The organism is Frankia sp. Allo2, assembly GCF_000733325.1.
Lineage (GTDB): Bacteria > Actinomycetota > Actinomycetes > Frankiales > Frankiaceae > Frankia > Frankia casuarinae.
Map to the genome: position 1 here is coordinate 163,036 of NZ_JPHT01000005.1, position 21,866 is coordinate 184,901.

General features: G+C 68.4%; 18 protein-coding genes. 4 read left to right on the top strand and 14 right to left on the bottom strand.

Annotated elements, in window-relative coordinates; all coding sequences use genetic code 11:
* Nucleotides 1-80: 80 nt before the first annotated feature.
* Nucleotides 81-1,184, bottom strand: coding sequence for a glycosyltransferase family 4 protein (locus ALLO2_RS06220; protein ID WP_232234917.1), 1,104 nt, complete (start codon nucleotides 1,182-1,184; stop codon nucleotides 81-83).
* A 171-nt stretch (nucleotides 1,185-1,355) separates the two neighbouring features.
* Between ALLO2_RS06220 and ALLO2_RS06225 the strand changes: the two genes are divergently transcribed.
* Nucleotides 1,356-2,315 carry a glycosyltransferase family 2 protein gene (locus tag ALLO2_RS06225; protein WP_023840916.1) on the top strand — a complete coding sequence of 320 codons (960 nt, stop codon included), beginning with the start codon at nucleotides 1,356-1,358 and terminating at the stop codon, nucleotides 2,313-2,315.
* A 43-nt stretch (nucleotides 2,316-2,358) separates the two neighbouring features.
* On the opposite strand, the gene ALLO2_RS06230 is transcribed toward ALLO2_RS06225, so the two are convergent.
* From ALLO2_RS06230 to ALLO2_RS06285, 12 genes are all read right to left on the bottom strand, one after another.
* A complete protein-coding gene (locus ALLO2_RS06230) occupies nucleotides 2,359-3,261 on the bottom strand; it encodes a right-handed parallel beta-helix repeat-containing protein (protein WP_232234926.1) in 903 nt (300 codons plus the stop codon).
* A 151-nt stretch (nucleotides 3,262-3,412) separates the two neighbouring features.
* A complete protein-coding gene (locus tag ALLO2_RS06235; RefSeq protein ID WP_011436010.1) occupies nucleotides 3,413-4,603 on the bottom strand; it encodes a glycosyltransferase in 1,191 nt (396 codons plus the stop codon).
* Between the two features lie 34 nt (nucleotides 4,604-4,637).
* Nucleotides 4,638-6,131 (bottom strand): lipopolysaccharide biosynthesis protein, encoded by a 1,494-nt coding sequence (locus tag ALLO2_RS06240; RefSeq protein WP_035730454.1) that lies wholly within the window; start codon nucleotides 6,129-6,131, stop codon nucleotides 4,638-4,640.
* A gap of 107 nt (nucleotides 6,132-6,238) precedes the next feature.
* Entirely contained in the window at nucleotides 6,239-7,708 is a 1,470-nt protein-coding gene (locus ALLO2_RS06245; protein ID WP_035730354.1) for an O-antigen ligase, read from the bottom strand.
* A gap of 34 nt (nucleotides 7,709-7,742) precedes the next feature.
* Nucleotides 7,743-8,510, bottom strand: coding sequence for a Wzz/FepE/Etk N-terminal domain-containing protein (locus tag ALLO2_RS06250; protein WP_011436007.1), 768 nt, complete (start codon nucleotides 8,508-8,510; stop codon nucleotides 7,743-7,745).
* Nucleotides 8,511-8,696: 186 nt separating this feature from the next.
* The gene (locus ALLO2_RS06255) at nucleotides 8,697-9,665 is read right to left on the bottom strand and encodes a glycosyltransferase family A protein (RefSeq protein ID WP_232234918.1); all 969 of its coding nucleotides are present in this window, start codon (nucleotides 9,663-9,665) and stop codon (nucleotides 8,697-8,699) included.
* A 174-nt stretch (nucleotides 9,666-9,839) separates the two neighbouring features.
* Nucleotides 9,840-11,048, bottom strand: coding sequence for a class I SAM-dependent methyltransferase (locus ALLO2_RS06260; protein ID WP_232234919.1), 1,209 nt, complete (start codon nucleotides 11,046-11,048; stop codon nucleotides 9,840-9,842).
* A gap of 36 nt (nucleotides 11,049-11,084) precedes the next feature.
* Nucleotides 11,085-12,275: a class I SAM-dependent methyltransferase gene (locus tag ALLO2_RS06265; protein ID WP_035730358.1), complete on the bottom strand. Its 1,191-nt coding sequence runs from the start codon at nucleotides 12,273-12,275 to the stop codon at nucleotides 11,085-11,087.
* Nucleotides 12,276-12,377: 102 nt separating this feature from the next.
* Nucleotides 12,378-13,418 carry an NAD(P)-dependent oxidoreductase gene (locus ALLO2_RS06270; protein ID WP_035730457.1) on the bottom strand — a complete coding sequence of 347 codons (1,041 nt, stop codon included), beginning with the start codon at nucleotides 13,416-13,418 and terminating at the stop codon, nucleotides 12,378-12,380.
* A gap of 5 nt (nucleotides 13,419-13,423) precedes the next feature.
* Complete coding sequence (gene rfbF / locus ALLO2_RS06275) at nucleotides 13,424-14,197, bottom strand: glucose-1-phosphate cytidylyltransferase (RefSeq protein WP_035730361.1); 774 nt, start codon at nucleotides 14,195-14,197, stop codon at nucleotides 13,424-13,426.
* Nucleotides 14,194-15,492: a glycosyltransferase family 4 protein gene (locus tag ALLO2_RS06280; RefSeq protein ID WP_369808127.1), complete on the bottom strand. Its 1,299-nt coding sequence runs from the start codon at nucleotides 15,490-15,492 to the stop codon at nucleotides 14,194-14,196. Before ALLO2_RS06280 ends, rfbF begins: the two co-directional genes overlap by 4 nt.
* A 481-nt stretch (nucleotides 15,493-15,973) precedes the next feature.
* Nucleotides 15,974-17,311, bottom strand: a complete 1,338-nt coding sequence (locus ALLO2_RS06285) for an acetyl-CoA hydrolase/transferase family protein (protein ID WP_035730366.1) — start codon at nucleotides 17,309-17,311, stop codon at nucleotides 15,974-15,976.
* A 102-nt stretch (nucleotides 17,312-17,413) separates the two neighbouring features.
* Here ALLO2_RS06285 and ALLO2_RS06290 point away from each other — a divergent pair, with 102 nt between their 5' ends.
* On the top strand, nucleotides 17,414-19,180 hold the full coding sequence (locus ALLO2_RS06290) for a GAF domain-containing protein (protein ID WP_011435999.1): 1,767 nt from the start codon (nucleotides 17,414-17,416) through the stop codon (nucleotides 19,178-19,180).
* Here ALLO2_RS06290 and ALLO2_RS27765 read toward each other — a convergent pair.
* Nucleotides 19,173-19,295, bottom strand: a complete 123-nt coding sequence (locus ALLO2_RS27765; protein ID WP_023840921.1) for a hypothetical protein — start codon at nucleotides 19,293-19,295, stop codon at nucleotides 19,173-19,175. The two genes, ALLO2_RS06290 and ALLO2_RS27765, sit on opposite strands and share 8 nt — an antisense overlap.
* Nucleotides 19,296-19,613: 318 nt before the next feature.
* Here ALLO2_RS27765 and ALLO2_RS06295 point away from each other — a divergent pair, with 318 nt between their 5' ends.
* Nucleotides 19,614-19,880, top strand: a complete 267-nt coding sequence (locus tag ALLO2_RS06295) for a DUF1876 domain-containing protein (RefSeq protein ID WP_011435998.1) — start codon at nucleotides 19,614-19,616, stop codon at nucleotides 19,878-19,880.
* Between the two features lie 158 nt (nucleotides 19,881-20,038).
* Nucleotides 20,039-21,676, top strand: coding sequence for an LCP family protein (locus tag ALLO2_RS06300; RefSeq protein WP_035730465.1), 1,638 nt, complete (start codon nucleotides 20,039-20,041; stop codon nucleotides 21,674-21,676).
* The last annotated feature ends 190 nt before the right edge of the window (nucleotides 21,677-21,866 follow it).

Here is a 21,866-nt window from a genome sequence, read left to right on the forward strand (position 1 = left end):
GCCCGAGGACCCCGGCCGGTCCCGAACGCCCATCTGTCGGTATTTCTCCTGACCACGGATTCTCCGTTTTCCGGGCTGGGCTAGAGCTCTCTCAACAAAGTCGCGAACCGGCGGGCCTGAGCTTCCGTGTTCAGGCGATGCTCGACGTCCAGGCGGGCGGCCGCACCGAGCGCGGCCGCCCGGTCCGGGTCGAGCACCAGATGCACGACCGCTTCAGCGAGCGCATCGGTGTCGTAGGGCGGAACGAGAATCCCGGTACGGCCGTGATCGACGTAGTCCCGGATGCCGGGGGTATCGGTCACCACGACGGGACNACCACTGGCCATCGCCTCCAGCACGACGGTTACGCCGCTCACGTGAAGATTGGGCCGGAGGCAGACGACCACCATCGACGCGGCCCTGTACAGATCGCTCACCTCGGGAAGAGTAAGACGGTTCCGACGCCGGCCGAGCCACGGTGGCACGGCCACGTTTCGGGCTGTCACCAGCTCGAGTCTCAGCTCCGCCAGCCTCAGCTCCGCCAGCCTGCTCCACCCCTGGGACAGGCCGCGGATCAACGTTTCGAAGTCGCGGTGCCGATCATTTCCGACACTCACCACGAGCCCTTTCTTCGGAGGGTTGACAGAGGTCCGGAAAAATGTGGAGTCGACCCCGAACAGGACGTGCGAGAAACGTCCTTCAGGAATGCCCAGCTGCGTTCGGAGCGGCGGAATCTGGGCGGTGGAAAGCGTAAATATCCGGCTGGACCTTCGCAGGGCACAACGGGCGATCTTCAGCGAGCCGGGCCGTCGACCGGCGACATCGGCCAGCCAGATCACGCCGGTCACGACGGGGGGATGGTTTCGCGTTCCCGCCATCAGCGCCGCCGGGACCCCGACCCGCTCGTCCCAGCACAAGACGACGTCCGAGCCACCGACCGTTCGGCGGGAGGCCGCGGTCTCCACCCACTCATAGCCGCCGAAAATACGCGGACCACGAACGAAGAACGCGTCCCGGGATACCCGCAAGCTAACCGGAGAGACTTTCACTGAATAGCGCGCCAACCGATCGAACCCATACGGAAGAGCGTCCGGAACCTCGCCGCGACCGTGACGCTCGCGCCACTTGTTCGCGTCAAGGCCGCCGCTGTAGTGAAGCGCAAGATTACATTCGACCATTAGTCCACCTAAGTTCTGGTAGTTCACGAGAGTTCTCATCGCCAGCGCCGGGCGTCACCACGGGAAGTGTCGTCGGGTCCCCACGCACGCGCCCGGTCCGGTCACGATGGTCTACCGTGTGTGCCGCCCGCCTACCTGAATACGACTGCGTCGCGCGGGCCGGCGCCGGCCTGGGGTGATCAGACCGTGGATTTTGTCATGCAACAGTCAGATCGCGCCGACCGGGTGAGCGGAAAAACCCCCGCCACCCCGGCGCACTATAAGCATGCGCGCGCAAGCGTCGTCATTCCGGCCTATAACGAGGCGGCCGTGATCGGCCGCTGCCTTGACCGGCTCGCCGACGGCGCCGCCCCCGAGGACCTGGAGATCGTCGTGGTCGCCAACGGCTGCTCCGACGAGACCGCCCGTCGGGTCCGCGACCGAGGTGTCCGCTGCGTGGAGACCGCGAAGGCCGGCAAGGCGGCCGCGCTGAACCTTGGCGACGCCGAGGTCACCACCTTCCCGCGATTCTATGTGGACGCCGACCTGGAGGTGTCCGGCGCCGACCTGCTACAGGTGGCCGACGTGCTGCGGACCGGCCCGGCACTGGCCGCATCACCGCACCTGACAATCCGTCTTGCCGGCACGAGCCGTGTAGTACGCGACTACTACCGCATCTGGCTGCGGCTGCCCTATGTGCGCAACGGCCGAATCGGTGGGGTCATCGGAGTGAGCGAGCAGGGCCGGGCCTGTTTCGATCGTTTCCCGGACGCAATCGCGGATGACTTCTTCCTCTATCACCGGTTCGCACCGGATGAGCGATCCACGGTCGACGGCACCTGTTTCGTCGTACATCCGGCCCGGACCGCACGCGACCTCGTTCGACAAAAGAGCCGGGTTTTCGCCGGCAACGCCCAACTGCGCGCCCTCGGGCTGGCGCCCGCGGGCGGTTCCACGAAGGATGGTCGTGGCATCGTCGGCGGGTCCGTGGACTGGCTCAGGGTGGTCCGCGCCGAGCCCCGCCTGCTCGGCGCGGCGCCGGCGTACCTCGCGGTCTCCACCGTGGCGAAGGTGCTCGCCCGCCGGAAGGTGCGTCGCGGGGACCTCGGCACGTGGGAGCGTGACGGCAGCAGCCGCGGAGGCAGCCCGGCACCGTCAACGTCGACGTCGTGTCCCTGACCTTACTTCGGGTCCGGCCACACATCGGGTCCGGCCACACAGGTCATCGGGTCTGGCCACACAGGACCACCGGCCGGCCGTTGTCCGCCCAGACATTCCCGGCACTGAAGAAAGTGCTCCTACCGGCATCGTCGTTGCCCAGCCGGCAGACATTCCAGCGGAAGCCGCGGCCGAAACGGTTGTCCGTCACGCGGAGATTCTTGGCGGCGACCACGAGCGTCGTTCCGCCGGCGTTCAACCAATTGTGGTCGACGACCACGTCACGGTTGCCTCCGTTCGCCCACTCCAGAAAGACGACGGCTGTCTGGGTCTTGTCGTACGGGGAGAGGTCGATGTTGTTGCACACCACACTCAGTTTCCGGACGCCGCGGACCTGGATGCCGTCGGTGTGGGCCCCTTTCGGCGGCCTTCGGTCGTGGACGTAGTTATGGCGGATGATGACGCCGGAAACCGGTTCGAGCGTGGACGAGATGTGGAAGCCGTCGTCGCCACCGGAAAGATTGCTGTACTGGATGACGTGACCGGTGCCACCGCTGATCGCAATCCCACTTGTCGCCACGTGATCGATCAGCACGTGGCTTCCGCGCACGCGGATGCCATCGTGGACGATCGAGTTTCTTATCGTCACGTTGTCGGCGTAGATGTCGATGAGTCCGGAGAACTCCTTGTTCTCCAGTACCTGTCCGGGAGTGGCCAGTTTCCCGGCGGGCATCGGCTGGAACCGGGATCCGGGCGCGGGGCCGGTGTTCGAGGCGTCCGGCTTGCGGTCGCATCCTCGGGCCGCGGCCTGGTCGTCCCCTGGTAGGCCGCGGGTCGCGGCAGCGCCATCCGGTGAAACCCCGGCCGGGACAGTGGCGGGGGCCGGTGCGCCCGCCGTCCGCGNGGGCCCGCCTCTCGAGCGAAGGGCGACCAGCAGCCCACCGCCCGCCACCAGCACCGCAAGCATCGCCACGGATCCAATCAGGACATACCGGCGTCGATTGGTCAACTCAGCGCGAGCCATCGAATCCTTCCAGGGATATCCCACTGAGCCGGAGGCCGCGCCATACCGGCTCTTTTCGCGGGTCCGCAGACCCGAGCGAGGACCGCCAGCCGGTCTACGCCTGCACCGCCAGAAGACGGGATTCGGCCGGCGCGGCCGGGCCAAGGACGAAGTCCAGGAAGGCGACGTGCCGAGCGGACCAGCTGTTGTCCGCGACGAAATCCAGCCGGTCAGCCTCCGTGACGGCCGGCCAGATCAGGACCTCGTTCATCGCCGCCACCGGATCGTCCCCCGGGCGCAGCAGCCGGACCCGCCGCCCGATGCCCCGAACCGGGGCGAGGTCCGTGGCGAGGACGGGACGCCCGGCCGCCAGATATTCGTAGATCTTGATGGGGTCCATGGCCTCGGTCAACGGAGTGCTCCGGTGGGTGAGCAGGCACACGTCGGCCGCGGCGATCAGACCGGTCACGGCCGGCCGGGGCAGATGCCCAGGCAACCGCACCGACCGCAGCAACCGCAGCGACCGGACGGAGGCCTCGTCCGGGATGGGGCCGGCCAGAATCACGGTGCCGGCCGACGCCAGGCGGCGAATCATGTCCAGATCGAGGCGAGTGTCGACGGTGCCCGCATACACGCACCACGGCCGCGGGAGGCGCCGGAGCCAGTCCGGCGGGGACGGCGGGCGCAGCCACTCGGCCGGATCGACACCGTTGTGCACGACCAGCCCGGCACCGGTGGGATGGAGGCGTTCCAGCAGCGGCCTGGACACCGCGATGACCGGCAGCCGCCGGCGCCGGATCTCCTCGTAGGCATGCCGGAAGGCCGGATGCCACCGCCGTAGCGGTGGGTAGGTCGCCCAGTCGTCCCGGGCGTAGTACATGACCGAGCCGGCCCAGGACATGTCGGCAAAGCCCGCCAGCGGCGGATACATGGTGATCACGACGGGTCGTTTACAGCCGGCTCGGGCCGCGGCCCGGCCGAGCCTCCTGTCATACCGCCGATAGGCCGCCCGCAGCGACGGCAGCGTCACCGGGTCCTTGCGGCGCCACCGCTGCGGCGACACCAGATGCCCCTCAACGCCACCGGACGGTGGCAGGACGGTGCTCCGGCCGCCCCGCAGCACCGTACCGAGATGGCTCCGGAACGGCTCGGCCACCACCACGCGCCGGACCCGGGGCGATCGCAGCAGGGTTAGCAGGAGACGATCGGGAGGACGCATGTACGCCCTGATCGCCATGTCCTGGAGCGTCTCGATCGGCAGGGCCAGCACCACGTCCCGCTGATCCGCCGTGGGGGCGTCTTTCATAAGAGTGAACTCCTTCACCGTTGAGCCATCGGGTTCACCCGTGAGCCGTCGGGCCCAGCGCGCCGTCTCTGCGCGACGACGCCGAAGCAGGCTGCCCCGAGCCGGCGCTCGCGCGCCGGACGCACTGCAGTAGGTCCGCCAACGCGGGTGGACGTTGCCTCCACGTGATCACGACGTAGGTCGCGGCACCAGCCAGCACGCTCGCCAACAGGCACACCGGGCGGGCGAGCCGGAACCCGTGGGTGAGCCACTGGACGGCGGCCATCACGGCGACGGTCCCCGCGGTCGCCACGACGTGCGGCCAGACCGCGGTGACCAGCTCGCGCGGCTTCGCGTCCACCAGGCTGAAGGGAATCGCGAAGCCGGGCGGCAGCAGGAGGACGATCACGATGGCGTACGCCGCCGCGACCCCGTTGATTCCCCACGGCAGGCCGGCGAAGTAGCTGCCGAGCATCAGCAGGCCGGAGAAGATTCCCCAGCGCAGCAGCAGGTCGGTTCTTCCCTTCACGTTGTAGAGGACTCCGACGCTGAANCTCACCGACTGGATGCCGCCGATCGGGGCGAGCAGCCAGATGAGCGGCACCAGCCGTTCCCAGCGCGCGCCGAGCACGACCAGGACGACGTCGCGCGCGACGACAGTGAGTCCAGCCATGACCGGAAAACAGACCAGAGCGGCGACCGCGCATGACCGGAAATAGACCCGGCGGATCGCGGAGTGATCGTTCTGGAGCCGGGAAAGACCGGCGAACATGACTTCCTGAAACGCCGTGGAAACAGTGCTCACCGGATACATGAGCACCCGCTGCGCCAGGCCATAGTAGCCCAACTGCTGGGCTCCGAGGAAATGCCCGACAATCACCTTGTCGCCGTGCAGCAGAAAGAAGTTGAAGACGCTGAACCCGCTCAGGTTGGCGCTGAAACGCAGCACGGACCTGACCTCGGCGGGGCTGAACGAGGCCCTGGGACGCCACGGCGACTGCAGCCACGCGACGAGGGTGGTGACCCCGAATCCGACCAGATAGCCGATGACCAGTGACCACACCTGGTAGCCCAGCAGAGCGAGCACGATCGAGCAGGCCGCGTTGGCCGCCGTCCCGATGATGTTCGCCGCGGCGACGGCACCGAACTTCATCTCCCGGCGGAGCAGCCACTGTTGCAGGTCACCGAGGCTGGCGAGCAGCAGGCCGAGGCCCAGGACCTGGAGCACGGGCGTCAGCGCCGAGTCGCCGTACAGGCTGGCCAGGCCGGGCGCCAGCAACGCCAGCAGGCCCGAGATGACCAGACCAAGCCCGATATTGAGGAAAAAGACGCTGCTGAGCAGCCGCTCGCTGATCTTGTCTCGTTGGACGACCGCCATGCCGGTCCCGAAACCCCGCAGAATTTCGAGGAACATCACGATGACCAGCGCCATCGTCATGAGACCGAACGCCCGCGGTTCGAGCAGGTGCGCCAGGACGACCTGGACCAGCAGGCGGGTGACCTGCACGACAACCTGGTTCACCGACATCCACCGGGCGCCGCTGGCCATCGAACCGCGCGGCGCCCGACGGGGCGGCGACGGTTCCGCCACGGTCTCCCTCGCCCCCGACGGGGCGGCCGACCGGGTCACGGCCGGCTGGGTCACGGCCGGCTGGGTCACCGCTGCCCCCCGGGGGCCAGGACCGCCGGTGCGGCGGTCATCCGCCAGAGTGCTCCGGCGCAGCCGATGAGCAGGAACAGCAGGCCGGCGAGCAACGCGAAGCTCAGGGCGTCGAAGGTGAGGAAACTGGCGACCCCGGCGAGGATCGAGGCCGTCAACGCCTGGCCGAGCTCCCGGTCACGCTGTTCCCGGGCCCACCGCCGCGCCCCACGGGCCACCGAGAGACCGACGGCGACCCAGACCAGCAGCACGGTTGTCCCGACGACTCCGGTCTCCAGCACCGAGCCGAGTAGCTGATTGTCAAGGTAGAAGTACTGGTGGGGGGTGANCGTGCCCAGCCCACGGCCGAGGAGCGGCCTTTGCGTGAACAACTTCCAGACCGGGGCATAGTCCTCGGTGCGGCCGGTCACGCTGGGGTCCGCGTCGGCCCGCAGGAACAGCGAGACGGTCGCCTCGATCAGACCGGGAAACACCGTGTGCAGGACGAGGACGGACCCGGCCAGCGCCAGCAGGCCGTTGAGGCGGCGGCGAACCGGCCAGATCGCCGTCAGGGTCAGGATCGCCACGGCGAGGCTCACGGCGGTGCTTCGCGAGACGCTCATCGGCAGGACGGCCCCGATGACGGCGACCTGGGCCCAGGCACCGACCCGCGCCCACCCGCGGGCGGCAATGGCGTAGTGCAGGGCCAACGGCAACACCACGGCCAGGACAACCCCGAACTCGATCGGATGCACGGCCGTCGCGGCGACCCGCTCGAAGCCGGACCGGACGTCAATGCGATCGACGTCCGGACTGAGCGACAGTCCCGGGGGGACCAGGACGGCGCTGTAGTTACGNCCGGTCANAAACTCGATCCCGCCGATGGCGGCCATGAAGGTGGCGCCCAGCACCACCCGGCGCAGCAGGCTGTCCAGCCGGGTCCGGCACCGGATCGCATCGGCGGCCAACAGCGTCACCCCGGCCTGTGCCACCACCGTCACGAGACTGCGATGAGCGGAGCTGACCTCTGTCGCCTCCACCACGCGGGTGAACATCATCGCGAAACTGAGCGTGAGAACCCATACGAGTACCAGCGTCGCGGCCCGCACCGGCTGGAACACCGGGTCGAAGCGGGCACGTCGTGCGGCCTGGTGAACCAGCCAGCCGGCAAGACAGCAGAGGCCGACGGGCACGGTCAGCTTCCCCAGCGGGGGGAGCCGGTAGGTCGCCGGCACGGCAAAGAGAACGAAGACCATCGATGTCAGCAGCGTCACCGCGTCCCGCCGACTCGCCAGCAGGGGTACCGCCACGGCCGGGACGGCCAGCACCACGGCCGGCCCGACCGGCCCGAGCACCATCGCCGCCGCTACGGTGGCGGATCCGAACGCGACCGCGGCGAGCACCGGCCCGGCGACGCCGGGTGCCTGGCCGGTACCGAACGGCCCGACCCCCGGCGCCGCCCGGCCGACGAGAGAGCCGGCGGTCATCCGGCCACCAGCCCGCTGATCACCGGTTCGCCTCTCACCGATTCGCCTCGAACCGCCAGGCGACCCGTCGAGTGCCCGCCATGGAATCTTCGGGCAGTGCGTGCCGTCCGCGCCGACCCCGGCCGCGGCTGGCGCCTGCCCGGGCGGCACCGTAATGCTCCGCCCGTGACCGTGACCGGGCCCGGCGCCCGACCTCGGCGTCGACGGCAAGCGCCAGCCCCAGCGCCGCCGCTACGCCGAGGAACGCGACGGTGCCAAGCAGCTTGAGGCTGCGGGCGGGCCGCACGCTCATCAGCGGCGGCTCGGACAGCGGCGCTATCCGGTAACGCTGGTCCGGCGGCACAGCAGACTGCAGGCCGTTCGACTTCGCGGTGATCACACGTACCACCTGATCCAGGGTGCGAGTGGCCTCGGTGGGATCGGCGGCCGTGGCCGTTATGTCGAGGAATACCGTCTCCGGTTGCACCGAGATCTCGTAGTCACCATGGAATCCAGCCGAACGGATCTCCTCCCGTACCTGGCGAGAGTCCATGATCTTCGACTCCGTGAGAGCCAGCGACTTGAGCGAATCGCCGAAGTAGGAAAGCGGGTTGACGGGCTGCAGGATAAACCCGGAACCGGAGGAGGATGCGGCGAGCTTCTGCTCCACCGACGGGCCGACCACGAGGACCATGGCCTTCGTCTGGTAGACGGGCTTGGCGACAGACATCGTGATCCCGATTGCGGCCGCCGTGGCGAGCAGGATCGGAAGCATGACATACCATCGGCGGAACGCCGTTCTGGAGACCGTCACGATGTCCATGTCGGACTCCCCCGGTAAGCCGACGACGCCGACGGCGAGGCCTGGTCCGCACCATGACCGGAAGGTTCTGTCATTCGGGGCTCCAAGGATTCATGCACCTGAACCGATCCCATCATCAGCCTGGACCGATTCAATGTAGTCGCCCTGCGCCGCGCCGATATGCAGGCCGACCCGCGTGTCGCCGCGCTACCTGGACCGCTGGGAGGGGAACTTCGCGGCGATTCGTGTCCCGATTCGGGTCCCGATTCGGGTCCCGAATGCCGCGCGTACCTCGCCACCCATGTGCCGAGCATGGGGCAATGCCCACTGCCGCCCCAGAACCGCCAGGCAGCGAGCCCGCTCGGCCCGGTCGAGCCGGTCGTGGGACAGGATCACGTGAACCATCCTGATGGTCTTCTCCACCATCGGCAGCGACGGCGCCCGCCGGTGCGGGTCAAACCACAGAGCGCGTTCCGCGGCATCTGGGTTGGCATTCATAGAAGTATTCTCGTGGAAACGCCTGAGAAACAGGCGTTCGGGCACCTCGACAAACTGGCCGCCCAGGGCGAGCTGCGCCAGGAGAACCACGTCTGAACCGACGTACTTTCCGATGAGATCCGTCTTCAGGAGCGCTTCTGCCCGTATGACGCCGAATACCGGATGGTATTCCGTACGGGTCGACAGGAAGTGTCGCAGACGCTCGTGCGGCGTCGGCTCACACAGGTTCATCCCATCCTCGAAGCCACCGGTCACCGTATCGTTCAGGTCGATGAGCGCCGTTTTGGGGTAGGCCAGGACGGCGGCGGACGACGCGGCAGTCAGGGCCTCGACGCACCGGCTGACGAACGCGGGGGCGCAGAGGTCGTCATGGGCGGCCCACTTGAAGTAGGTTCCCGCGGCGAGGTGGACGATCCGGTTGTAGTTCCAGGCCGCGCCGCGGTTCACCGGACTCCGGTGGTACTCGATCCGCGGATCCCGGCGGACGAATTCCCGGCAGATCTGCTCGGTTCGGTCGGTGCTGCCGTTGTCGGCGACGACGATCTGAAGATTCGGGTAGTCCTGCACGACGATCGACTCCAGCGCCCGAGCCAGGAAGTTCTCCCCGTTGAAGACGGGTAGTCCCACCGTCACGAGCGGCCGGGCGTCCGGGTGGGGTGACGGGACACCGGGCCCCACAACACCACGGTCCACAACATCACACCCCACAACATCACGCCCCACGACACCACGCCCCGCCTGGCGATCAGGTCCCTTGGGTCGGGCCTCGTCCTGGGTGCCGCTGTCGATAGGTATGGCCATTCTCCATCGTCCCTCCGTCCGACCGGAGCCGAACCTCTGCTGACGAGATTGTCAGCTGCTAAGTGGCACGACCTCCGCGGGCACACCCAGTTCCGCCAACCGGCCGCGCACCTCGTCCAGATACAGCGGATTCGGAAGAAAAACGCGCCCCACCCGCTCCACCGACAGGTCCTCGGGTGCCAACACCGGATGCCCGGTGCCGGGCACGAACAGGCCCCTCTTCCGCGGGTTGAGGTCGACGACTCCCCGCACGGCGGAACCGACGTCCAACACGTTGAGGAATGCCACCCCCTTGGACCCCGCGCCCCAGACCAGCGCACGCGGCGCGTCCCAGGCGGAATCGGCGTCCGTCGCCAGGTCGGCGAGATGCGCGGACCAGCGCCCGACAACCTCCCGGTAGACGTCACCGAACTTTCTGGCCTGGACCACGAAGCGGTCCGTCGCCACCACGTCCTCGCCGGCGGCCGGTCCGATCCGACCGGACGGACGGGTCGTCGGCGCCGTCTTGGCCTCGATCCAGAGGAACTGGTCACCGTAGGATGTTCCGGCGTCGGTGATGGTGAACCCGGCCGCGCTCACCACCCGCCGAAGTCCAGCCGGCGAGAAGTACGACACGTGCGGGTAGATGAAGTCCCACNCCCCCGCCTCGCCGAGGACGAAGCCGCCGTTGGGCACCTCGAGATACAGCGACGCGTCCCGGCCGCCCAGCGCATTGCGGATATCGGTCAGAAAGCCCAGTGGATCGGACACGTGCTCGAGGACGTGCCGGCAGACGACAAGATCCGCCGGGAGATGGGAATAGCGCGAACCGTACAGGTCGACCACAAAGGTCACCGCGGCGTCGTCGGCACGTTCGGGGCCGATGTAGGTCGGGTCGTACCCGGTTCCGGCACACAGTCCCCGGGCACACAACAGGCGCAGGAAGTCCCCCTTGCCCGACCCGATCTCGACAACCTCCCGCCCCACCAGGTTATGCCGGACGATCAGACGGTCCGCCAACGCCTCGGCGTACGCCCGGAAGGCGGGCGAGAAGTGCAGCGAGTTGTCATACTCGCCGCCGTACTCGACGAGGCCGGCCTCGAACGCGACATTGACCACGGTGCCGCACTCGGCACACAGCGACAGCTCCAGAGCACGGCGCTGCGCGGTCATGGCGGCTTCCCGCGACGGCCACAGCACGCCGGTCATCACCGGCGAACGCTCAACACGTACCAGGTCTTCGAGCGCGGTGCCCTGGCATGCCGGACAGACATTGGTCACCGGACAGACGTTGCTCACCAGACAGACATTGCTCACTCAGACGGCCCTCAGCTCGGTGTCGACGCCCAGCCGGGTCAACTCCCCCGCGATCTCGTCACGATAGATCGGATTCATGATGATCAGAAGATCCGGCCTATCTTCCCGCAGCCACTCGGACGGGACGATACGGTGGCCGCTGCCCGCCATGAACATGCCGTGTTTGTGCGGGTTGATGTCGACGGCGTAGCGGACCAGGTCGGCGGCCGGGCCGAGGGTCGCCAGAAACGACACACCTTTGGAGCCCGAACCCCAGATCGCCGCCTTTTCGCCGCGCTGGTGCCCGCGCCACAGCATCTCGCTCCACCGGTTCAGCGTCGTGGCCACCTCACGCTGGAAGTGCCGTACCCCGACGCGCAGGGTGGCCAGGTCGTCCTCGATCGGCAGCGGGTCACCGGCCGCCGGAACGGTGGACGGCCGCGCCTCGATCAGCAGGTACTGATCGTCATAGTCGAGGGAGACGTCGAGCACCTCGAACCCGGTAGCTCGGAACAACCTCGCCAGCGAACCGGCGCTGAAATAGGAGCAGTGCTCGTAGTACACATCCCAGAACGCCGCCTCCTGCAGCACCCGCAGGACGTCCGGCAGCTCAAAGAGGACCGGGATATCGGTCCGGTCACCGAGCGCGGCCCGGATCATCCGCATGAAGTCGCCGACCGGCGCGATGTGCTCCAGGGTGTGCCGGCACACGACGGCATCGGCGGTCAGGTGCGCATACCGCTCGGNGNAGAGGNCCGTGATCCAGGTCAGCCGGCCGGCAACCGGGCTGGTGATGCGCTCGGGCCGGACACCCGGGTCGATCCCGATGCCGGCGCCGGCACCCTGCTCCACCAGGTGGACGAGAAACTCACCCTTGCCGCACCCGATCTCCAGGACCGTCTTCCCGTACAGATCGTACTTGTCGGTCCAGCGCTTGGCGAGGTCCCGCGCGAACTCCTGAAATCGGGTGGAGAATGCCTGCGTCTCCTCGTACCGGGCGGAGTACTGATTCTTGGTCGGATCGAAGGCCGTGTTCATGATGAAGCCGCAGCGCTCGCAGAAGGCGATCCGCAGATCACCCTTCGGGAACGCCCGGGCCTCGTCCTCGTCGGCCAGCAGCAGACAACTGTGCGANGGGACGTCGTCNTTTGTATAGANGGNGGTGAGANGGGAACCGCCGCAGGCGGGGCAGGCGGNGGACTGGTCAGTCATGGAACGACCCTCGGTGTCGGAACGGGAAGGATGAACCGGCAGCCCCGCCGCGGGTACGTCGCCGCAGGTATGTCGAGCCGCGGCAGCGGCGGCCGAGCACGCTCATGGCACCCGCATCGGTGCGGCCGACCGCAGGGTGACGTCGAGCAGACCGTCCGCCATGAGTTGCTGGATGCGCTGGATCCGCTGGAAGCGGGAGCCGATCAGCTCCTCCTTGGTCAGCCCGGCGGCGACGTAGGCCAGGTAGAGCTCCTCGACCCCCTTGCGGACGGTCCACACCGGCCGGAATCCCGGTATCTCCTCGGCGATACGGTCGCAGTCCACCCGGTAGTTCCGCTTGTCCGGCCCGGCCGTGTCCGCGAAGACCACCCGGCCGCCCGGCACGACCTCCTCGACGATCGCGGCCACGTCGCGTATCCGATAGTTCTCCGCCGACCGGCCGACATTGTAGGCCTTGAGGTGGATCTTCTCGCGGGGCGCCTCGCACACGGCGAGCATCGCCCGGGCGATGTCCTCGATGTGTACCAGCGGCCGCCACGGCGTCCCGTCGCTCTTGAGGTAAACCTCGCCGGTCGTCACCGCGTAGCCGGTGAGATTGTTCACCACAAGATCACCACGCAGTCGGGGTGAGACGCCGTACGCCGTGGCGTTACGCAGGAAGACCGGGCTGAAATCGTCATCGGCAAGCTCGGCGAGCTCTCGTTCGGCGATCACTTTTGACTCGCCGTAGGGAGTCACCGGATGAAACTCGGCCGACTCGTCGATGGGCGCGTCTCCGTGCGCACCATAGAGGCTGCACGAGGACGAGAAGACGAAACGCGGTACGCCCGCGGCCTTGGCGGCACGCCCAACCAGCAACGTCCCCCGGGCGTTGATGTCATAGGTCACGGCTGGGTTCAGATCACCCAGCGGATCATTGGATATGCCCGCCAGATGGACCACCGCGTCGTAACCCTCCAGCTGGGACGGCCGGACGTCCCGAATATCAAGTTTCAACGCCGGCACGAAGTCCGGATCGGGTCCGAGGGTACACCCGGAGAACAGTCCGCTGTCCAGACCCACCACATCGTGTCCGGCAGCCCGGAAGAGCGGGATGAGACGGGTTCCTATATATCCGTCGNGTCCGGTGACCAGAATACGCATCGAGCTCAGTCCCATACCTTCCAGGGCGCACAGCCACCATCCCACAGTGACTGCAGGAGTTTGCGGTCGCGTACCGTGTCCATGCACTGCCAGAAGCCGCCATGCCGATACGCCATGAGCTGACCGTCCTTGGCGAGCCTCTCAAGGGGCTCCTTCTCGAACTGGGTGTCGTCGCCGGCAATGTAGTCGAAGACCTGCGGTTCCAGGACGAAGAAGGCACCGTTGATCCAGCCCTCACCGGCCTGTGGTTTCTCCGAGAACTCCACAATCTGGTCCCCGGCCAGCTCGAGGTGACCGAACCGGGCGGGTGGCCGCACGGCGGTCAGCGTGGCGATCCTGCCATGCGAGCGGTGGAAGTCGCGCAACGCGTTGAGATCGATGTCCGCTACGCCGTCCCCCCAGGTCAACATGAACGTCCCCGCGTCACCGAGCCAGGGCGCGAGTCGCCTGATACGACCGCCGGTGGCGGTATTCTGACCGGTGTCGACCAGATTTNCCCGCCAATCCTCCGAGGTACCCCCGTGCCGCTCCACAGCGCTCTGCCGAAGCGACACCGTGAGATCGCTGGTCAGCGCCGCGTAGTCCACCAGCCAGCGTTTGATATATTCGCCTTTATACCCCAGGGCGATCGTAAAATCGGTGAACTGGAAGTGAGCGTAGTACTTCATGATGTGCCAGATGATCGGCCGGTTGCCGATCTCGATCATCGGTTTGGGTTTGATGACCGTCTCCTCCGCCAACCGGCTGCCCAGACCGCCGGCAAGAATACCGACCTTCATCGTTCCGCTCGTTCCCGGGAGCCGGTCGCGTGAACCGGCGCTGCCGAGCCGCTCACGCGGGTCAAGCCGCCCTGACGAGGGACCGGGATACTGGGGTGGCCGGCCTNGCGACCACGTAGCCGGTCGTGGACCCCGACGTAGCGGGGCTCCGAATACCGCCAGGACAGTTCGTTCACAATGCGCTCCCGACCCCGGGCGCCAAGGGTCCGGCGTCGGTCCGGGTCCGTCAGCAGTTCGGCGAGGGTCCGGGCGAAGTCCGCCACCGTGTCGGAGGGTACATAGACGGCGGCGTCCTCGGCGCTCACCCGGGTCTCGGTCAGGTCATAGGCCACCACCGGCAGCGCATAGGCCATGTATTCGAGCGTCTTGGACATGGTGGACACCTCGTTCAGCGGGCTCCGCGGGTCCGGCGACAATCCGACCGTGGCGGTGGACAGGTAGTCCCGGATCATCTGGTCGTCGGCCCGCCCGGTGAACTCGACCCAGTCGTCGAGACCGAGCCGGCTCGACTGTTTCCGCAGATCGTCCAGACAGTCACCAAATCCCAGCAGGGCGAAGGCGCAGTCGGTGCGCCCGAGAACGTGGACATAGTGATGTATGGCATCGAGGAGTCGGTCGACACCGTCCTGCGGGCCCATTATTCCCAGATAACAGGCAAGGTGCTGCCGGCCGCGCCGCAATTCGGGCCGCTCCGCGGCGGGCTTCATCAGTTCGGGGTCCGGTCCGTTTCGGACGACGGTCACCCGTTCCGACGGCAGCCGCCCCCTGGTCAGGGCCAGCCGCCGGTAAGATTCGTTGGTCACGATCACGTGGTCAGCGACCCGCTGATTCATCCGTTCAAGCAGCAGCAACGCGCGGAGCAACAGCCCCCCGTCCTTACCGAACCGTGAGCGATAGAGTTCCGGACAGAGATCATGATGGTCGAAGACGAACTTCTTGCCGAATGGCTTGTAGAACAGCGCGAGCGCCCAGTACGTGTCCGGCGGGTTACATGCCTGGATCACGTCGAATCCGTGCCGGCGGGCCACGGCGACGGACAGGACAGCGGTTCGCACCCAGCAGTAGCCGAACTCGAAGACGTAACTGAGCACACCCTGGGTCCGGGGTGCGCCACGATACGTCCAGATGCTGACACCGTCAACGATCTGGTGACGCCGCTGCCCCGGGCCCCGTGGGCATATTACGGCAACCTGGTAGCCCTGGTTGCGAAGCGCCTGGCATTCCTGCCACGTCCGATGGTCGATCAGAATCGGCAGGTTCTGAACTACGATCAGAACCCGTCCTGCGTCGCCGATGTCGGGAGATTCGGTCGAGTCGGTGTCAGGCGCCGACGTGAGAGTATTCGCGCCCGTAGCCAACGAGATAGTCCCGTCGCGTGTCTGTCCCACATTTTTCTCCCGAAGATGAACGACCCCGTTGCCCGCGGACGGTGGACCTATCCTTTCCTTTCCGTCATGGCGAGGCTAGCGGTCGGCCTGGGCGTCACCGGCGATTGAAAAACTTGCGTGTCGCGTCTTGGGACCGGGCTCGGCCGATTCTCGACGCAGGAACGACAGAACTGACCGTTGGGGGCGGCTTATTCCAGCCATGCTGTTTGACGGCGGCAGCCATGGCCGCCATGGATGCCGTGTTCGCGTCTTTAACGCCCGGGGCACTCTCGCGCTTTTTGACGCAAAGCCGCTCCTGGCGGCGGACCACCCGGTGACTTGTCGTGCGTTCCTCGGCTTTCTGGTCAGCTTACCGAATCAGACGATCATCGGATCAGACGGTCCCGGATCAGACGGTTGACGATGCGCGGCCGGCGAGCAGTCCCAGCGACCCGGCCGCCTCCGTCAGGCCGGCTCGGGCGTCGGGGTGGGCGACGTGGTCGATGAGTCGGGCGGTCTGTTCGTGCTGGCCGCGCCCCCACACGGCCGCGGTCCCGTTCTCGGACACGACGTAGCTGTGCTGGAAACTGGTGACCGGGCTGGTGAGCCGCGGCAGCACACAGGAATCCCCCGACCGGGCATGCCGGCTCGGCAGGGCGATGATCGCCTTGCCGTCGGCCGCGTGCAGCGCGCCGACGACGAAGTCGGACTGCCCACCGAAGCCGGAGTAGATGCGGTTGCGGATCCAGGACGCGTTCGCCTGCGCATACAGATCCACCTGCAGCGCGGTGTTGATCGAGGTCATCCGCGGCTGCCGGGCGATGACCCCCGGGTCGTTCACGATTTCGGTGCGCACCAGCAGCAGCCGCGGATTGCGGTGCGCCCACGAGTAGAGCTCGGCCGACCCGAACAGGAACGAGGTCCGCAGCGGTGTCCCGGCGGCCAGCGCGCCGGAGGCTTCGAGCGCGAGCATGCCATCGGAGAAGGTCTCGGTCCACACGCGCAGANCCCGCCGGTCGACGAGGGCCGACAGCGTGGCGTTCGGGACACCGCCGATGCCGAGCTGCAGGGTCGCCCCGTCCTCGACGAGCGCGGCGACCCGCTCGCCGATCTGCCCGCGGACGTCGTCGACGGGCGTGACCGCGGGGCTGGCGAGCGGCTGCTCCACCTCCACGGCGAGGTCGACGTCATCGATGCTCAGTTCACCGTCGCCGAAGGTGTAGGGCATCGCCGGGTTGAGCTGGGCGACCACCAGTCCCCCGTGCGCGCGGGCCGCCTCGACCGCGGCCGGCAGGATGTTGACTTCGGTGCCGAGCGAGACCTTCCCCCCGTCGGGCACGCTGGCGTGCAACACGACGACGTCGGGCCGGTGGGTGGTCGCGAGCAGGCGAGGCACGAGGCTGAGCCGGTTGGGCAGGTAGTCGAGGCCGGGCACGTTGCGCATCGCCGGGCCGACGAACGCGGTCTCCGGCGTCACGCCGCCGCGTTCCGGCACGCCACCCTGAGCGTTGATCATAAAGAGGCGGTATTCACTCACCACCGCGTCGATCACACGCAACGCGACGAGCGGGGTGGCGAAGTTCCCCGCCGCCACGACCCGCGGCGTGGCCGACCGCCATCGGCCAGGACCGGCTACCCCCGTACCGGCTCCGGCTCCACGAGGACCGGCTCCACCGCCCACACCGGAACCCGCGGCGAGATGGGTCTCGATGCGGCGACCGAACTCCGCCTCGCTGACGATATCCATACCCGCATGGTGGCGTACCGGTGCGCGGCCAGCGAAGAATGGTCATCGCCTCATCCCGCGGATCATGCCGGCCCAGGCCCGGTCGGTTATCGTCTTGAGAACATGGAGTCCGAACGGGACCTCGCCTCCGCGGACGAAGGGACCTCCGATCTGGCCGGCACCGCGCCGTCTCCGGGACCGCCGGGAGAGCTGATCTTTCCCGCGGTCGCTCGGCTCGAGCTCGACGAGCTTCTCGCCCAGCTGGTGGACCGGGCCCAGGACGTTCTGGCCACTCAAAGCCGGCTGCACGGCCTGCTGCGGGCCAACCGGATGGTCACCGCCGACCTCAGTCTCGACGTGGTGCTACGGCGCATCGTCGAGTCCGCGTGCGAGCTGGTTGACGCCCGCTACGGCGCGCTCGGGGTAATCTCCCGCGACGGTCGGCTCGAACAGTTCGTGCACGTCGGGATGGACCCGGGACTCGTCGAGACGATAGGGCGGCTGCCCCGGGGAGACGGCGTGCTGGGCCTGCTCATCGCGGAACCGCGGCCGGTGCGCCTCGACGACATCGCCGACCACCTCCAGGCGGTCGGTTTCCCCCCGGGCCATCCACCGATGCGGGCCTTCCTCGGGGTGCCGATCCGGGTCCGCAACGAGGTCTTCGGCAATCTCTACCTCACTGAGAAACGCGGCGGTCGGGTGTTCACCGCGGAGGACGAGGAGCTGGCGCTCGCGCTGGCCGCGAACGCCGGTGTGGCGATCGACAACGCCCGGCTGTTCGGGGAGGCCCAGCATCGCCAGCAGTGGTCGCAGGCATCCGCCGACATCACCCGGCATCTGCTCGCAGACGGCGACGACCCGCTGGAGCTGATCGTCCAGCGGGCCCGCGACGTCGCCCGCGCGGACACGACGGCGCTGGCCCTCGGGTCGGAGACGGCGACCGAGCTGTCCTTCGACGTCGCCGCCGGGCAGGACGCGGACCTGCTGCGGGGCCGACGGGTACCGATAGAGAGCTCGCTGGCCGGCCGCGCGGTATGCGACCATGCGCCGCTGGTCGTCGCCGACGTCCGTGAACTGGCCGAATCCGAGGTCCACGACCTCGACATCGGGCCAACGATGATCGTTCCGCTGATCACGTCACATGTCACGTCCGGGGCGCTGATCCTCGCCCGGCGCCGGGGCGGTGACCTGTTCACAGACGCGGACCTGGAGCTGGCGGCCGCGTTCGCCGCGCACGTCGCGCTCGCGCTGGAACTCGCCCGCTCCCGGGCCGCACGCGGCCGGCTGTCCCTGCTGGAGGACCGCGACCGGATCGCCCGCGACCTGCACGACCACGTGATGCAACGCCTGTTCGCGGTGGCGATGGGCCTGCAGGGCCTCGCGGCCAGCGAGGAGCGGCCCACCCGGGCGGAACGGATGAACACCTACGTGGAGGATCTCGACGAGACGGTACGGGAGATCCGCCACACCATCTTCGAGCTGCGGGGCCGGGCGGCACCGGCGACGGGCAGCGGCCTGCGGGCGCAGATCCTGGGCGTCATCGACGACATGACCGGCGCGTTCGGCTTCACCCCGCGGGTCCGGCTGGACGGACCGGTGGACACGATGATCGGCTCTACCGTCGGCGACCATCTGATCGCGGTCGTGCGCGAGGCGCTGTCCAACGCCGCCCGGCATGCCAAGGCGAGCAGTGTCGAGGTGACCGTGACCGCCGCGAGCGGCGCCGTCACCGTCGACGTGGTGGACGACGGGGTCGGCATCGGCCCTACCACCCGCCGCAGCGGGCTGGCGAACATGCGGGCCCGGGCGCGGGATCTCGGCGGGACCTTCGAACTCGGCCCGGGCCCCGACGGCGGCACCCAGCTGCGCTGGTCGGTGCCGACTAGCTGACCCGTCCGCGGATCCCGCCGGCCGACGGATCCGCGACCAGCTGGCCGCCCAGATACGTCCGCACCCGCCCGCGGCCCTGTTCGAGCCGAATCCGCCCTCGTGCCTCGGCCGTCATCCACTCGCCTCCCGTTCTCGCGTTCGGACCAGTCCCTCCCAGGGACCGGTTCCTCCTGGACCAACCGGCGCGGCGCCCCACGCCTTCCCGTTGCCGGGACGGTGAATCCCGGCAATACCGGAAGGCGGAGGATGCCCAACATTAAGCGCGCCGATGAACGGGCCATACGCCACCTGTGGGTGCCCGGCCCGGCCGGTGCCCGGGCCGGGCACCGTGTCACCCCCCCCCGTGTCACCCCCCCGTGTCACCGGGGACCACGCGGGCACGTGACAACCAGGAAGAACTCATCCGAGGAGAACTCGTCGGACGGAGGCCGAGATGACCACCACGAGAACCTGGACCGTGCAGATCTCCCTGACGGAGCAGCACGGCCGTACCCAGGCGGATGCGGCCCTGCACGGCAGCGCCCGCGACGATCTACATGGGACGGGGCAGGCCCGGCTGCACCCCGGGGAGTCCGACGTTCCCGAGATCGGGGACGAGGTGGCCGCCGCGCGCGCGTTGTCGGAGCTGGCACACCGCCTGTTCGACGCGGCCGCCGAAAACATCCAGGCGGCGATGGCGGGACCCGACCGGACTATGTGATCGTCGTCCGCCGCCGGTGAAGCCGGTGAAGCCGCCGCCGCTCACCCGGATATGGCCAAACTCGGCTGAACCCCTCATCAGGGAGCATGAAACCATTCGTGTTACTTTCCGTGCCATGCCGGACCCTGCTCGCCGGACCGCTCGAGGAGAGGCGGGAAGTGACCGCACCNCACCCGCAGAACGACGCCGCCGACCACGCGCGGGNGCTTCCACCCCNGCTCGACCCGCGGGGATCGGGGTCCGGCCGGTCGGGATCCGGGTCGGCACGCGGCGGACGGTCGGCTAGGCGTCGCGGGTTGCGGGTCTTCCTGGCCTGCGTGTCCTGCCTCGTGTTCGTGGCCACGGTGGGGGGCTGGGCCGCGTACTTCTATGTCGACGGCAAGGTCAACCGGGTCGACCTCGGCCTCGGTTCGGGCGGCGACTCCGGCGGGGTGGGGACCGCGAACTACCTGCTGGTCGGGACCGACAGCCGCGCCGGTACCAACGGTAAGTACGGAGACGCGCCGGGCCAGCGCTCCGACACGACGATCCTCGCGCACCTGACGAAGGATGGGACCACCACCATGGTCTCCTTCCCCCGCGACATGTATGTGCTGATCCCCGAGTACACCGACGGGGCCGGCAAACGTCACAAGGCCTGGCACGACAAGTTCAACGCCGCGATCTCCGTAGGCGGCCCGTCGCTGTTGGTGCAGACGGTGCAGAGCCTGACCGGCCTGCAGGTCGACCACTACATCTCGATGGACCTGGAGGGTTTCAAGGAGATCACCGATGCCATCGGCGGTGTCCAGGTCTGCATCAAGCCGTCGGACGCGAAACCGAGCCGCTACCAGGACGACCGCGGGCGGTGGCGGATGAGCACGAACACCAACGACCCGATGAGCGGATTCGTCGGTGGGCCCGGGACGATCCAGCTCGGCGGCGACCAGGCCCTGGCCTTCGTTCGCCAACGCCACGGCCTGCCGGACGGCGACTTCGACCGCATCCGCCGGCAGCAGCAGTTCATCGGCTCGATGTTCCACAAGATCATGGCAGACGACACCCTGACGAACCCGATCAAGGCCCAGAAGCTGGTATCGGCGGCAGCGAGCGCGCTCACCCTCGACAACCACACCAGCATCGCCGACCTGCGCAGCCTCGGCACCCGAGTCCGCGGGCTGGCCACCGGGGGCCTCCAGATGCAGACCGTGCCCGTCCACGCGCCGACCCGTGCCGAGGGGGCGATNGACGACAACGGCAACATCCGCCTGCACGGAGTCCCGGCCTCCGTGCAGCTCTACCGGCCGGACGACCTGCAGCGCATCGTCGCGCCGATGGGTGGCAAGGCCGAGGGCGCGAGTTCTACCACCGACGCCGGGAGCGGGGGGACCGGTCCGGCGCTCGCTCCCGGCGCCGCCGCCGCGCCCTCCCAGGTCCGGGTCGCCGTCTACAACGGCTCGTCGCGGGCCGGACTCGCCTCCAAGGTCACCGAGCAGCTGACTGCCAAGGGCTTCCACGCCCGCAACGCCGGCAACGCCTCGGTCCTCACCCACGAGACCTCCCGGGTGCTCTACGCCCCCGGGCAGGAGGCCGAGGCGAACACCGTCGCCGCGGCGGTGCCCGGCTCGGTCCTGCTCGCCGATGCGAGCATCACCGGTGTCCAGCTCGTCCTGGGCTCCGGCTTCACCGCGGTGGTGACGCCGAGTGTGACGGCCGGTGGGACCGCGCCTGCGCCCGCACCGGCGGCGGCCGGACCCGCCGCCGGACCGGCGCCGCCGGGAGCGCCCTCGCCGGGCCCGCCCACCTGCACCTACTGATCCTCCTGGTCCCACCGGCCCGGTCCCAATCCGCGCCAACCGGTGGGCAGCGCGGAGCTGGCGGCCCACGGGAGCGCTGTCCGCCCGCGCGGCTTGCACTACTCTTCCGGGGTGTGCACGTCTTCCGGGGTGTGCACGGATGGCCGCCTCCCCTGGTCGCCGGTCGGGGGACGGCCGGCTCGTTCCCCCA